At 69.8% G+C, this 12,672-nt stretch carries 11 protein-coding genes and 1 tRNA gene; 9 read left to right on the forward strand and 3 right to left on the reverse strand.

Going from position 1 to position 12,672, the window contains the following annotated elements; translation table 11 throughout:
- Positions 1-194 precede the first annotated feature (194 nt).
- Positions 195-270, reverse strand: a tRNA-Ala gene (locus tag ACYCO6_RS32825).
- A 122-nt stretch (positions 271-392) separates the two neighbouring features.
- Between ACYCO6_RS32825 and ACYCO6_RS32830 the strand changes: the two genes are divergently transcribed.
- From ACYCO6_RS32830 to ACYCO6_RS32840, 3 genes are read left to right on the forward strand one after another with little or no spacing between them, the layout of a single operon-like run.
- Positions 393-695 (forward strand): YggT family protein, encoded by a 303-nt coding sequence (locus ACYCO6_RS32830; RefSeq protein ID WP_459767261.1) that lies wholly within the window; start codon positions 393-395, stop codon positions 693-695.
- 12 nt (positions 696-707) lie between these two features.
- Complete coding sequence (locus ACYCO6_RS32835; protein WP_459767263.1) at positions 708-1,751, forward strand: MaoC family dehydratase; 1,044 nt, start codon at positions 708-710, stop codon at positions 1,749-1,751.
- Between the two features lie 37 nt (positions 1,752-1,788).
- Complete coding sequence (locus tag ACYCO6_RS32840; RefSeq protein WP_459767265.1) at positions 1,789-2,436, forward strand: N-acetyltransferase family protein; 648 nt, start codon at positions 1,789-1,791, stop codon at positions 2,434-2,436.
- A 16-nt stretch (positions 2,437-2,452) separates the two neighbouring features.
- Here the strand turns inward: ACYCO6_RS32840 and ACYCO6_RS32845 are convergent, their stop codons facing one another.
- Positions 2,453-3,082, reverse strand: coding sequence for an outer membrane protein (locus tag ACYCO6_RS32845; protein WP_459767272.1), 630 nt, complete (start codon positions 3,080-3,082; stop codon positions 2,453-2,455).
- Positions 3,083-3,223: 141 nt separating this feature from the next.
- On the opposite strand from ACYCO6_RS32845, the gene ACYCO6_RS32850 reads away from it, so the two are divergent.
- On the forward strand, positions 3,224-3,688 hold the full coding sequence (locus ACYCO6_RS32850) for a hypothetical protein (RefSeq protein ID WP_459767275.1): 465 nt from the start codon (positions 3,224-3,226) through the stop codon (positions 3,686-3,688).
- A gap of 265 nt (positions 3,689-3,953) precedes the next feature.
- Here ACYCO6_RS32850 and ACYCO6_RS32855 read toward each other — a convergent pair whose 3' ends face one another.
- Positions 3,954-4,514, reverse strand: a complete 561-nt coding sequence (locus ACYCO6_RS32855; protein ID WP_459767277.1) for a L,D-transpeptidase — start codon at positions 4,512-4,514, stop codon at positions 3,954-3,956.
- Between the two features lie 165 nt (positions 4,515-4,679).
- Between ACYCO6_RS32855 and ACYCO6_RS32860 the strand changes: the two genes are divergently transcribed.
- The 5 genes from ACYCO6_RS32860 (at position 4,680) to ACYCO6_RS32880 (ending at position 12,668) form a co-directional block, all read left to right on the forward strand.
- The gene (locus tag ACYCO6_RS32860) at positions 4,680-5,132 is read left to right on the forward strand and encodes a hypothetical protein (protein ID WP_459767279.1); all 453 of its coding nucleotides are present in this window, start codon (positions 4,680-4,682) and stop codon (positions 5,130-5,132) included.
- 128 nt (positions 5,133-5,260) lie between these two features.
- Positions 5,261-6,577 (forward strand): efflux RND transporter periplasmic adaptor subunit, encoded by a 1,317-nt coding sequence (locus tag ACYCO6_RS32865; RefSeq protein ID WP_459767281.1) that lies wholly within the window; start codon positions 5,261-5,263, stop codon positions 6,575-6,577.
- Positions 6,578-6,595: 18 nt separating this feature from the next.
- Positions 6,596-9,754: a multidrug efflux RND transporter permease subunit gene (locus ACYCO6_RS32870; protein WP_459767283.1), complete on the forward strand. Its 3,159-nt coding sequence runs from the start codon at positions 6,596-6,598 to the stop codon at positions 9,752-9,754.
- A gap of 305 nt (positions 9,755-10,059) precedes the next feature.
- Positions 10,060-11,676, forward strand: coding sequence for an ABC transporter substrate-binding protein (locus ACYCO6_RS32875; RefSeq protein ID WP_459767285.1), 1,617 nt, complete (start codon positions 10,060-10,062; stop codon positions 11,674-11,676).
- A gap of 11 nt (positions 11,677-11,687) precedes the next feature.
- On the forward strand, positions 11,688-12,668 hold the full coding sequence (locus ACYCO6_RS32880; protein ID WP_459767287.1) for an ABC transporter permease: 981 nt from the start codon (positions 11,688-11,690) through the stop codon (positions 12,666-12,668).
- Positions 12,669-12,672: the final 4 nt, after the last annotated feature.

Below are 12,672 nucleotides of genomic sequence, written 5' to 3' on the forward strand. Positions count from 1 at the left end.
GCCGGCCTTGGTCGCGAAGCTCTCCGAGATCGGCGTGGAGCCCTGCCGGCGACCCCTCTGCCTGCCAAGCCAAGTCCCGTCTGCGGATCGCGGCCATTCCTCGTCCCCGTTATCCGGTGTAACGGGCCGATCTTCAGGCTGCCGAATGTGGACCAGAAATGGCCCTAAGCCATTCACCAAGCTCACGAAAAGCCTGGTGGAGCTGAGGGGATTCGAACCCCTGACCTCCGCAGTGCGATTGCGGCGCTCTCCCATCTGAGCTACAGCCCCGTCGAGGCGCCGGCCTTGTAGGCGCGGGCGGCTCAGCCTGTCAATTCCTGTTTCACCGCCGCCCGCCGCGCGCCGATCCGGCGCCGAGGTGCGGGCGCCCCGAGGACAACGCGCGGACCCGCATGAACGCCCTGATCTGGCTCTTCGACACGGTCGTCCAGCTCTTCATCTACGTCCTCATCGCCAGCGCGGTCCTGAGCTGGCTCGTGGCGTTCAACGTCGTGAACGTGCGCAATCCGATCGTCGCGCAGATCGGCGAGGTGCTCTACCGGCTCACCGAGCCGGTGCTGCGGCCGATTCGCAACCTGCTGCCCAATCTCGGCGGCGTCGACATCTCGCCGATCATCCTGATCTTGCTGCTGCTGTTCATCAGCCGCCTGCTGCACGAGTATGCCGTCCCCCAGACCTACATCTACGCGCAGTAGGATCGCCTGACCGTGAAGACGAATCCCGGCCGCTTCTTCGAGGATTTCCGCCTCGGCGAGACCATTCGCCACGCCACGCCCCGCACGGTGACGGTGGGCGATGTGGCGCTCTACACCGGCCTCTACGGCCCGCGCTTCGCCGTGCAGTCCTCGGACGCCTTCGCCCGGGCCTTCGGCTATCCGAAGAGCCCGCTGGATGATCTGCTCACCTTCCACATGGTCTTCGGCAAGACCGTGCCGGACGTCTCCCTGAATGCGCTCGCCAATCTCGGCTATGCGGAGGGTGGGTTCCGGCGTCCGGTCTATCCGGGCGAGACCCTCTCCACCGTCTCGGAGGTGATCGGCCTCAAGGAGAGCTCGAACCGCCAGACCGGCGTGGTCTACGTGCGCTCGGTGGGGTCCGACGAGCACGGCGAGACCGTGCTGAGCTATTGCCGCTGGGTGCTGGTGCGCAAGCGCGACCCCGAGGCGGCGGTCGCCGAGGAGCACGTGCCCACCCTCGCCAAGGTGGTCGATCCGCAGGATCTCGCGGGCGCCCTGCCGAAGCTCTCGGCCGCCGCCTACGACTCGGAGCTGGCCGGCAGCCCGCATCGCTTCGCGGATTACGCGGTGGGCGAGAAGATCGACCACGTCGACGGCATGACCGTCGAGGAGGCCGAGCACCAGATCGCCACGCGCCTGTTCCAGAACACCGCCAAGGTGCATTTCGACGGGCTGGCCGCCAAGGATACCCGCTTCGGCCGGCGCCTGATCTACGGCGGGCATGTGATCTCGCTCGCCCGGGCGCTCAGCTTCAACGGGCTGGCCAACGTGTTCGCCATCGCCGGCATCAATGCCGGGCGCCACGTTGCGCCGCTCTTTGCCGGTGATACGGTCTATGCTTGGAGCGAGGTCCTGGCGACCGCCGACGTCGGCCGCGACGATGTCGGGCTCCTGCGCCTGCGCACGGTCGCCACCAAGAACCAGCCCTGTGGCGCCTTCCCGGCCCGCGTGGGCGAGGGCTACGACCCGGCCGTGATCCTCGACCTCGACTATTGGGCCTTCGTGCCGAAGTAGTCTGGGCGCGCACGGCCTGGCGGCCGATCCGGCGCCCATGGCCGCGCTCAAGCTCCCCAAGACGGCCGCCGTGACCGTGCGGCGCGCGCGGCCGGACGATGCGTCCGCGATCGCGGCGATTCACGTCAGAGCCTGGCACGAAACCTATACTGGCCTCCTGCCCGCCGAGATGATCGCCGCGCTCACGCTCGAGGTGCGGCTCGCTTGGTGGGCGCGGATCCTCAGCGCTCCGGCACCCAGCCCCGGCGGGGCCGCCTATCTGGCCGAGGTGAAGGGAACGGCCATCGGCTTCGGCACCTGCAATGCCCAGCGCTCGGACGCGCTGGCGGCGGCGGGTTTCGGCGGGGAGATCAGCGGTCTCTACGTCCTGCGTGCCGCCCAGGGACGGGGGGCGGGCCGTGCCCTGATGGCGGCCATGGCGGCGAGGCTCCGGAAGGCCGGGCATGGCGCCGCCGGATTGTGGGCGCTGCAGGCGAACGCGCTCGGCCGGCGGTTCTGCGAAGGCCTCGGCGGGACCGTCATCGACACGGCGGTCCGGGGGCATGGCCGTCTCGCGGAGGTCGCCTACGGCTGGCGCGATCTCGCCCTGCTCGCGGCGGCCGGGGAGAAGCCCGGGACCGGCCCGCCGGAGCCGGGCGGCCGCGCGACGGTCCCGAAGTCCTCGAATGGCGGGCGCGACGCGTGACCGGCCGCCCGGCGCCTCAGCGGATGCCAGCCCCCGCGACGCCTGCTTCGACCGCCAGCGAGAGGCGGTCCGTAACGGCCCATTCGACGCCGACGCCCGCAATCGGCCGAACAGCGATGTCCTGGCGGGTGATCGGCAGCGTGGAGGGCGTCGGCCCGACGCGCAGGGTCTCGTGGAGGGCCACGGCCCCGCCCCTGGCGTAGAGCAGCACGTCCGGCGCGAGCAGCGTCCCGACCTTCACCTCCAGGGCGCCGGCGAAGTCGCGGGAATAGGCGAGCCGCCCGTAGCCGGGCGTCAGGTTGCCGTCGAGCCCGGCGATGTAATCGAAGCCGCCGCTGATGCCGTAGAGGATCGGACCCTCCTGCCACATCCGGCCCGCCTCGAACCCGACGGTGGGGCCCGCATAGCTGCCGAAGTGCCGGGAGGAGGTCACCGCGTATCCGGTCGACAGGCGCGCGTAGGAGCCGGTCCAGCGGCCGTATTCGTCCTCGACCGGCTGGGGCCAGGCGAAGGAGGGCAGCGGCGCGAAGCCGATGGAGGGCCACAGGACCGCCTGGGCTGCGGCCGGCGACGCCTGAAGAAGGCCTATGCCGAGACCGAGGCTGGCGGCACGGCGGAACGGACGCGAAGCGGCACGTCGAGTCATGCCGCCATGTTAGCCGAGCGCGCCGGGCGGCAACAGGTCATCCTGGAGCGAGGCCGTCGCCCGGCAGCCCGGGCCGGAACATAAGGGCCGCCGCCGTTTTGCAACCTGCGTGGGTCGGCGAAGGGCGAGAGGCGGGGGGCGATGCAGGGATACGGACCCGCCTTCGGTCTTGGGCTCGTGGCCGGCATGCGCAGCATGTCGGCCTGTGCCGCCCTGACGTGGGCCGCCTCGGGCGGCCGGACGCGCGATGCCTTCATCCCGGCCGGTGCCGGCGCGCGGGTGCTCGCCACGACGGCGGCCCTCGCCGAGATGGCGGGCGACAAGATGCCGTTCGCGCCCGACCGGCGCATCCCGCCCTCCTTCGCGGTCCGGCTGGCCATCGGCGCGGCGGGCGGCTGGGCTCTGGCCGGGCCGCACGCGCGCCCCGCCTATGGAGTCCTGGCCGGTCTTGCGGGCGCGGTTGCCGGGACGCTGCTCGGTCGCGCGGCACGGGGCCCTGATTCGCGGACGGGGCCGGGCCGGGCGAGGGGGCTGGCCGAAGATGCGATCGCCGCCGGTCTGGCCGCGGCGGTCGTGGTCTCAGCCGAGCGCCGGAGGCAGATCTAGCGTTCTTCCCCGGTTGCGACAGGCAGGCCGAGGCGGCAGCCGGCAGACGGCGGCGGACGGCCCCATCCGGCTCCTTCTCCGCATCCTGAGGTGCGACCGCTGCGCAGCACCTCAGGATGCGGGATGGTGGGAGGATCGAACGCGCGGCGTGGACCACCCGCCCGCCATCGCCGTGTCATCGCCGCGCGTTCCCTGAGACGCTCCGAGCCTGCCCGGCTCGCGCCCCCGCCGGCAGCCTTCCGGCGCCGGTCCGATCCGTCCCGGATCAGTCGCGCACGATCACCTTGGTGCCGACCCGGACCCGGTCGTAGAGATCGACCACGTCCTTGTTGGTCATGCGGATGCAGCCCGACGAGACCGCCGCCCCCATCGTCTCGGGCTCGTTCGAGCCGTGGATGCGATAGAGCGAGGAGCCGAGATAGAGGGCGCGGGCGCCCAGCGGGTTGTCCTGGCCGCCGGCCATGTAGCGCGGCAGGTCCGGGCGGCGGGCCAGCATCTGCTGCGGCGGGCGCCAATCCGGCCATTCCTTCTTCATGGTGACGGTCTTGGTGCCGGACCACGAGAAGCCCTGCCGCCCGACGCCGACGCCGTAGCGGATCGCCGCACCGCCGCCCAGCACATAGTAGAGCCGACGCTGGCGCGTGGAGACCACGATGGTGCCGGGCTTCTCCTTGCCGGTCCAGGCCACCGTCTCGCGGGGAATTGCCTGGCTGCGGAAGATGTTAAGGAAGTCCGCGATCGGACCCCTGTCCAGCGGGTTGGCCAGCGCAGGGGCGCTCCCGAGCAGCAGCCCCGCGAGCCCGAGCATCGCGATCCGTCTCGACATGGTCTTCATCCTCTGTTGATCGTGGCGCAGGCCCTCGGCGGCCGCGCGCATCGGGCGAGCCGGCCCGGACTTCGCGGCAAGGTTGAGGCCGCCCCGCCGGGGAGGTCACTTCCGGACATGACTGTGTGGTGCGCGCAACACCGTGCGGATGGCGCGACGCCGTGGGTGATTGCACCCGGCGACAGCCATGCTTATCTCGCAGCCGTGATCCGATCCGTCGCCTTCCTGGCCCGCTGCGTCGCGGCCTCGCCGGACCGCCTCGCCCGGGGCCTTGCCGTGCTGGCGCTGCTCGTCCTCGCGACGGCGGCGATCGTCACCGCGCCTGCGCCGGCCCAGACCGCGGTGGCCGACGGCCCGGCCTGCGCCCTGGTGAGCCCGCGCTTGGCGATGCTGTCGGGCGCGCCGGATTCACAGCCCGAGGCCGAGCGGTCGGCCTTCGGCGGCACGGATCTCCGCGCCGCCGACATCGAGATCCTCACCGAATTGGGTCTGCCGCGGCCGCCGGTCGAGGCACCGCAGCCCCGTCCCGCTGTCAGCGCGGCGTTCGCGCACAGGTCCGACACCCGGCCGCCCTCCGAGCCGGACGGCTCGCCCGACCGGCCTCCGCGGACGGCCTGAAGCGCGCCCCGGCCCTGACGGCCGGCGAGAACGCGCCTGCTCTGATCTCCACGCGCCCGTCCCGAGGATTGGGCCCGAGATCCGTTTCGACGAAGCGCGGCCCTGTCCGCGCGAGCCTCAGCAGACGCATGCTTTCAGGAGCGTCGGTAACCGTGACCCGCACTCTGTCCGCCCGAACCCCGTCCTCTCCCCGCCGCCTGGCCCGCGCGAAGGTCGCCTGGCCCGCTTCCCTGCTCCTGCTCGGCCTCGCCGCCTGTAACCCGAAGCAGGCCGCCGCGCCGACGCCCCCGGTGCCGGAGGTCGGCTTCGTCACCGTGGAGCCCCAGGCGATCCCGTATCTCCGCGACCTGCCGGGCCGCGTCGCCCCGATGCGCATCGCCGAGGTCCGCTCCCGGGTCTCCGGACTCGTGGTCAAGCGGCTGTTCGAGCAGGGCAGTCAGGTCAAGGAAGGCGACATCCTCTACAAGATCGACCCCGCGCCCTACGAGGTCGAGCTCGCCAGCGCCGAGGCGGCGCTCGCCCGCCAGGAGGCCGCCCTCGTGCTCGCTCGCCAGCAGGCCGACCGGCTCGAGCAGCTGCTCAGCCGCGCCACCGCCAGCCAGGCGCAGTACGACGCGGCCTTCGCGGCCAAGAAGCAGGCCGAGGCGGAGGTCGCCGGCGCCAAGGCGACCCGCGACCGGGCGCAGCTCAACCTCGGCTGGACCGACGTGCGCGCGCCGATCACCGGCCGCATCGGCCGGGCGCTGCTCACCGAGGGCACCCTGATCGAGCCCGGCTCCACAGGGGCGCTCGCCACGATCCAGCAGCTCGACCCGATCTATGTCGACATCACGCAGTCGGTCGGCGAATTGAACCGCCTGCGCCGGGACCTCGCCAGCGGCGAGCTGGCGCGGCTGGAGGACAACACCGCCAACGTCCACCTGATCATGGATGACGGCTCGCTCTATCCGCTGGCCGGCCGGCTGCTGTTCTCCGACGTCACCGCCGATCCGAGCACCGGCCAGGTGACGCTGCGCGTGCAGTTCCCCAACCCGCACGACGAGCTGTTCCCCGGCATGTACGTCCGGGCGCGGATCAAGCAGGGCATCGATTCCGACGCCATCGCGGTGCCGCAGCAGGCGATCCAGCGCACTGATGACGGCCGCGCCGAGGTCTGGGTGGTGCGCGCCGACGAGACCGTGATGCGCCAGCCCGTCGAGGTCGGGCCGGTGGTCGGGCAGAACTGGCTGATCCGCTCCGGCCTCAAGGCCGGCGAGCGGGTCGTGGTCGACGGTTTCCAGAAGATCACCGTGGGCGCGAAGGTGAAGCCCCTCGATCAGACTCCGGTCCATGGCGAGGCCGGTCCGAAGCACGATGCCGACGAGGCCCCGGACGCGCCGGGCACCAAGAATCCGGGCGACACGGCGGACGCGGCGCAGCGGGCCGCCGTCCGGCAGCGCCACTGAGCCCGGGAGAGCCCGATCATGGCACGCTTCTTCATCGACCGGCCGGTCTTCGCCTGGGTGGTGGCCCTGTTTATCTGCCTGGGCGGTGCCCTCGCCGTCCCGAACCTGCCGGTGGCGCAGTATCCGGTGATCGCGCCGCCGCAGATCGCCCTGTCCACGGCCTATCCGGGCGCCTCGGTGGAGAGCCTCTACATCGGCACGACCCGGCTCATCGAGGATGAGCTGAACGGGGCCGCCAACATCATGAACTTCGAGTCGACCACCGACTCGTTCGGCTCGGTCAACATCACCGCCACCTTCGAACCGGGCACCGACCCGTCGCTCGCCTCCGTGGAGGTGCAGAACCGGCTGAAGCGCGTCGAGGCACGCCTTCCGGCCGAGGTGCGCCAGCAGGGCATCCTCGTGGAGGAGGCCTCGGCCGCGACCCTCAACATCATCACGCTGGTCTCCAAAGACGGCTCGATGGACGAGGTGGGCCTCGGTGACTTCCTGATCCGCAACGTCATTAACGAGATCCGCCGCATCCCCGGGGTCGGGCGCGCGACGCTCTACTCCACCGAGCGCTCGCTCCGGGTCTGGGTCGATCCCGACAAGCTGCGCGGCCTCTCGCTCAGCGCCTCGGACGTGACCGACGCGATCCGCAACCAGAACGTCCAGGTCGCCTCCGGGGCGGTCGGCGCGCAGCCGAGCCCGACCCGGCAGTCGCTGACCATGCCGATCATCGTGAAGGGCCAGCTCGGCACGATCGAGGAGTTCGGCGCCATCGTGCTGCGGGCCAATCCCGACGGCTCGAACGTGCGCCTGCGCGACGTGGCGCGGATCGAGCTCGGCGGCGACGCCTACCAGTTCTCCACCCGGCTGAACGGCGGCCCGGCGGCCGGCATCTCGGTGACGCTGGCCCCCGACGGCAACGCGCTCGAGACCGCCAAGGCGATCCGCGCCAAGATGGTGGAGCTGTCCCAGTTCTTCCCGCCGGACCTGAAGTGGGACATCCCCTACGACATCACTCCGGCGGTCGAGGCCTCGATCGAGAAGGTGCTGCACACGCTCGTCGAGGCGGTCGTGCTGGTCTTCCTCGTGATGTTCCTGTTCCTGCAGAACATCCGCTATACCCTGATCCCCACCATCGTGGTGCCGATCGCCCTGATGGGCACGGTCACGGTGATGTGGCTTTCGGGCTTCTCGGTGAACGTCCTCACCATGTTCGGCATGGTGCTGGCCATCGGCATCCTGGTCGACGACGCCATCGTGGTGGTGGAGAACGTCGAGCGCATCATGAACGAGGAGGGGCTGCCCCCCAAGGAGGCCACCAAGAAGGCCATGGGGCAGATCACCGGGGCGATCATCGGCATCACCCTGGTGCTGATGGCCGTCTTCGTCCCGATGGCGTTCTTCCCCGGCTCGGTGGGCATCATCTACCGGCAGTTCTCGATCGCGATGGTGACCTCCATCGCGTTCTCGGCGCTGCTCGCCCTGTCGCTGACGCCCGCGCTCTGCGCGACCTTCCTGAAGCCGGTCGCCAAGGGGCACGGTCACGCCAAGGGCGGTGTGTTCGGGATGTTCAACCGGTTCGTCGACCGGGAGACCGCCCGCTACGGCCGCGGCACCGCGTGGTTCATCCGCAAGTCCGGCCGGGTGATGCTGGTCTACGTCGCGCTGGTGGCGGGCACGGCCTACGCCTTCGTCAACCTGCCGGAGGGCTTCCTGCCGGTGGAGGACCAGGGCTTCTTCACGGTGGATATCCAGACCCCGCCGGGCGCCTCCTACAACCGCACCCAGGAGGCGGTCCGCAAGGTCGAGGAGCACCTGCTGGCCCAGCCCGGCGTCGCCACCGTGACGATGCTCAACGGCTTCTCGTTCTCGGGTCAGGCCCCCAGCACCAGCCAGGCCTTCGTCACCCTGAAGCCCTGGGCCGAGCGCGACGCCAAGAACTCGGCCGCCGCCCTCGTCGCCGGCACCAACGCGGCGCTCGCCACTTACCGCGACGCCACGGTGGACGCCCAGGAACCGCCGCCGGTGGACAATCTCGGCAACGCGGCGGGGTTCTCGTTCCGCCTCCAGGACCGGGCGAACCGCGGCTACGCAGCCCTGCTCTCGGCCCAGGAGCAGCTCCTGAAGCTCGCATCGGCCAGCCCGGTTCTCCAGAAGGTGAAGATCGAGGGCCTGCCGCCGACCCCGCAGGCAGAGCTGGTCATCGACCGCGAGAAGGCGGCGGCGCTCGGCGTGAAGTTCGAGGACATCAACGCCACGATCCAGCTCAACCTCGGCTCGGTCTACCCCAACGACTTCCCGAACCGCGGCAAGATGCAGCGCGTCTACGTCCAGGCCGAGCAGCTCCAGCGCATGAACGCGTCGGACATCCTCAACTACGCGGTGAAGAACGCCAGCGGCACGATGGTGCCGATGTCCTCCTTCGCGGAGCTGAAATGGGGGATGGGGCCAAGCCAGATCGTCGGCTTCAACGGCTACCAGTCGGTGCGCTTCACCGGCGAGCCGAATCCTGGCTACACGTCGGGCGACGCGATCGCCGAGATGGAGCGGCTGATGCTCCAGCTGCCCAAGGGCTTCGGCTACGCCTGGACGGGTCAGTCCTACCAGGAGAAGCAGGCGGGCAGCCAGGCGACGCTGCTGCTCGGCCTCTCGGTGCTGATCGTGTTCCTGTGCCTCGCGGCGCTCTACGAGAGCTGGGCGATCCCCGTCTCGGTGATGCTGGTGATCCCGCTCGGCGTGATCGGCGCCGTGGCGGCCGTGCACCTGCGCGGCATGCCCAACGACGTCTACTTCAAGATCGGGCTGATCACGATCATCGGGCTCTCGGCCAAGAACGCGATCCTGATCGTGGAATTCGCCAAGGACCTGTGGAAGCCCGGGACCTCGGTGGTGCGGGCCGCGGTCGAAGCGGCCACGCTCCGGTTCCGGCCGATCGTGATGACCTCGCTCGCCTTCATCTTCGGCGTGGTGCCGCTGGCCATCGCCACCGGCGCCGCCTCGAAGAGCCAGCAGGCGATCGGCACCGGCGTGATGGGCGGCATGATCACCGCCACCGTGCTGGCGGTGTTCTTCGTGCCGGTCTTCTTCGTCGTCGTCATGCGCCTGTTCCGGCGCAAGGCGGTGGCGGAGGGCGAGCGGGCGGAGGCCGGTGCACGGCACGAGCCGGCGCGGGTGGCGGCCGAGTGAGCCGAGGCGTTCGCGCCCTGGTTCCCGCAAGGCGCGACGCACCCCCTCTCCCGCTCGGGAGAGGGAACCCGCGCCTCACTGTGCGAAGGCAGCATCGCACGCGCCTATCGCGGGGCGTCGGCATCAAAGTCATCAACCAGAGACGGCATCAGGCGGGGAAAACCCGCTATGGCGGCCGGGGAATGTCACTCGACCGCGACAGGCTCGCCCGTCGTCTTGTATACAGATGGTCCGAAGCTTGCTGGCGCCGCGGTGGACACCGCGGGCCGCCTGCCGGTGTCGCATTCACGGTTCCGGAGATCCGCTTGCCCCGTTCAGCCCTGAAGACCCTCGTCCGCGGCGTGGCCACGGGCGCGGTCGCGACGTTCGCCTTCGCGGCGTTGCCCGCGCAGGCCGCCAACGTCTTCCGCTTCGCCTTCCAGGGTGATCTGAAATCCCTCGATCCGTACTCCCTCAAGGAGAGCTTCACGGAGGGCATGCAGCAGGCGGCCTACGAGCCTCTCGTCAACCTCGACAAGAACCTGAAATTCGCGCCGGGCCTCGCCGAATCCTGGGAGACGCCGGAGCCGACCCGCTGGCGCTTCCACCTGCGCAAGAACGTCAAGTTCCACGACGGCTCGCCCTTCACGGCCGACGACGTGATCTTCTCCGCCCAGCGCGTCCGGGCCCCGGGCTCGAACTTCACCACCAACGTCCCGGCCGACGCCGAATTCGTGAAGGTCGACGACTACACCGTCGACATGAAGCTCTCGAAGCCGAATCCCATCGCCATCGCCCAGTTCCCGACCTGGGTGATCATGTCGAAGGCGTGGGCCGAGAAGAACGGCGTCGTGCAGCCGACGCCGCCCAACGCCACCAGCCCGAGCTACGCCACCCTGCACGAGAACGGCACCGGCCCGTTCGTGATCACCGAGCACCAGCCCGGCGTGAAGACCGTCTTCAAGAAGTTCGACGGCTACTGGGGCAAGGTCGAGTCGAACCTCGACGAGGCGATTCTCACCACCATCGCCAACCCGGCGACCCGCGTCGCCGCGCTGCTCTCGGGCGAGGTCGACTGGATCGATCCCGTACCGCTGCAGGACCAGCAGCGGGTGAACGCCAGCGGCACTGCCACGGTGATGGCCGGGCCCGAACTGCGCACGATCTTCCTCGGGATGGACCAGGACCGGGACGAGCTGAAGGATTCGAGCGTCAAGGGCAAGAACCCGTTCAAGGACATCAAGGTGCGCGAGGCCTTCTACCTCGCCATCGACGAGGACACGATCGCCAAGCGGGTCATGCGCGGGCAGGCGGTGCCCTCGGCCCTGATGATCGCTCCGAGCCTGTTCGACCGCGGGGCCGAGTTCAAGCGTCCGGCCACCGACCTCAAGAAGGCCAAGGAGCTGATGGCCCAGGCGGGCTACCCGGATGGGTTCTCGCTCACCATGGATTGCCCCAATGACCGCTACGTCAACGACGAGGCGATCTGCCAGGCGGTGGTCTCGATGCTGGCCCGCATCAACGTCAAGGTGAACCTCAACGCGCAGCCGAAGGCCAAGTACTTCGCCAAGGTGCTGGCGCCGAATTACGACACCTCGTTCTACCTGCTCGGCTGGACCCCGTCCTCGCTCGACAGCCACAACATCCTCTACGAGATCGTCGGCTGCCGGAAGCCTGGCGACAAGTCCGGCCGCGGCGGCTGGAACCTCGCGGGCTATTGCGACCCGAAGATCGACGCGATTGCCGACAAGGTCGAATCCGAGACCGACAAGGCCAAGCGGGACGCCCTGATCAAGGAGGGCTTCGACGTCCTGAACGCCGATTGGGGCTACATCCCGCTGCACCAGCAGGCGCTGGCCTGGGGCGTCTCCAAGAAGGTCCACCTGACCCAGCGCGCCGACAACCTGCTCCTGCTCTACTGGGTGTCGAAGGACCCGTCGTAGGAGCCTGAGGCGTGCTCGCCTTCCTGCTGCGCCGGGTGATCCAGGCGGCCGCGGTCCTCGCGGTCGTCGGGCTCATCGCCTTCGCGATGTTCCGGTTCGCGGGCGATCCCGTGAACCAGATCGTGGGACCCGACACCACCGTGGCCGAGCGGGCTCAGATCCGTAAGGATCTGGGCCTCGACGATCCCGTGCTGGTCCAGTTCGCCCGCTACGCCGGCAGCGTGGTGCGGGGCCAGTTCGGCATCTCGTACCAGTTCCGGCAGCCGGTCTCGCAGCTGCTCGCCGAGCGCATGCCGGCGACGCTGGAGCTCGCCTTCTGCGCCACGATCTTCGCCCTGGTGGTGGGGATCCTGATGGGCGTCTACTGCGCGCTGCGCCGAGAATCCTGGCTCGCCGGGCTGTTCCAGGCGGTCTCGCTGATCGGGATCAGCCTGCCGACCTTCCTGATCGGCATCCTGCTGATCTACCTGTTCTCGGTGACGCTGGGCTGGCTGCCCTCCTACGGGCGCGGCGACACGGTGCGGCTCGGCTGGTGGACCACGGGCTTCCTGACCGCCTCCGGGCTCAAGGCGCTGATCCTGCCCTCCATCACCCTCGGCCTGTTCCAGATGACGCTGATCATGCGGCTGGTACGCGCCGAGATGCTGGAGGTCTTACGCACCGACTACATCCGCTTCGCCCGGGCGCGGGGGCTCACCACCCGCGCCGTCCACCTGCGGCACGCGCTCAAGAACACCCTCGTGCCGGTGATCACCATCGCGGGGCTGCAGCTCGGCTCGGTGATCGCCTTCTCGATCATCACCGAGACGGTGTTCCAGTGGCCCGGCATGGGCCTGCTCTTCGTCCAGGCCGTGCAGAACGTCGATATCCCGATCATGTCCGCGTACCTGCTGCTCGTCGCGCTGATCTTCGTGACCATCAACCTCGTGGTCGACATCCTCTACACGGTGGTGGATCCGCGCCTGCGGCTGCCCGCCGGGCGGACGGCGTGAGGGC

This window comes from Methylobacterium sp. CM6257, assembly GCF_054611515.1.

Bases quoted from the DNA above. Each gene is read 5' to 3' on its own strand.
- ACYCO6_RS32865 (WP_459767281.1), top strand. From the start codon at position 5,261: ATGCTTTCAGGAGCGTCGGTAACCGTGACCCGCACTCTGTCCGCCCGA.
- ACYCO6_RS32850 (WP_459767275.1), top strand. From the start codon at position 3,224: ATGCAGGGATACGGACCCGCCTTCGGTCTTGGGCTCGTGGCCGGCATG.
- ACYCO6_RS32840 (WP_459767265.1), top strand. From the start codon at position 1,789: ATGGCCGCGCTCAAGCTCCCCAAGACGGCCGCCGTGACCGTGCGGCGC.
- ACYCO6_RS32830 (WP_459767261.1), top strand. From the start codon at position 393: ATGAACGCCCTGATCTGGCTCTTCGACACGGTCGTCCAGCTCTTCATC.
- ACYCO6_RS32845 (WP_459767272.1), bottom strand. From the start codon at position 3,082: ATGACTCGACGTGCCGCTTCGCGTCCGTTCCGCCGTGCCGCCAGCCTC.
- ACYCO6_RS32855 (WP_459767277.1), bottom strand. From the start codon at position 4,514: ATGTCGAGACGGATCGCGATGCTCGGGCTCGCGGGGCTGCTGCTCGGG.
- ACYCO6_RS32870 (WP_459767283.1), top strand. From the start codon at position 6,596: ATGGCACGCTTCTTCATCGACCGGCCGGTCTTCGCCTGGGTGGTGGCC.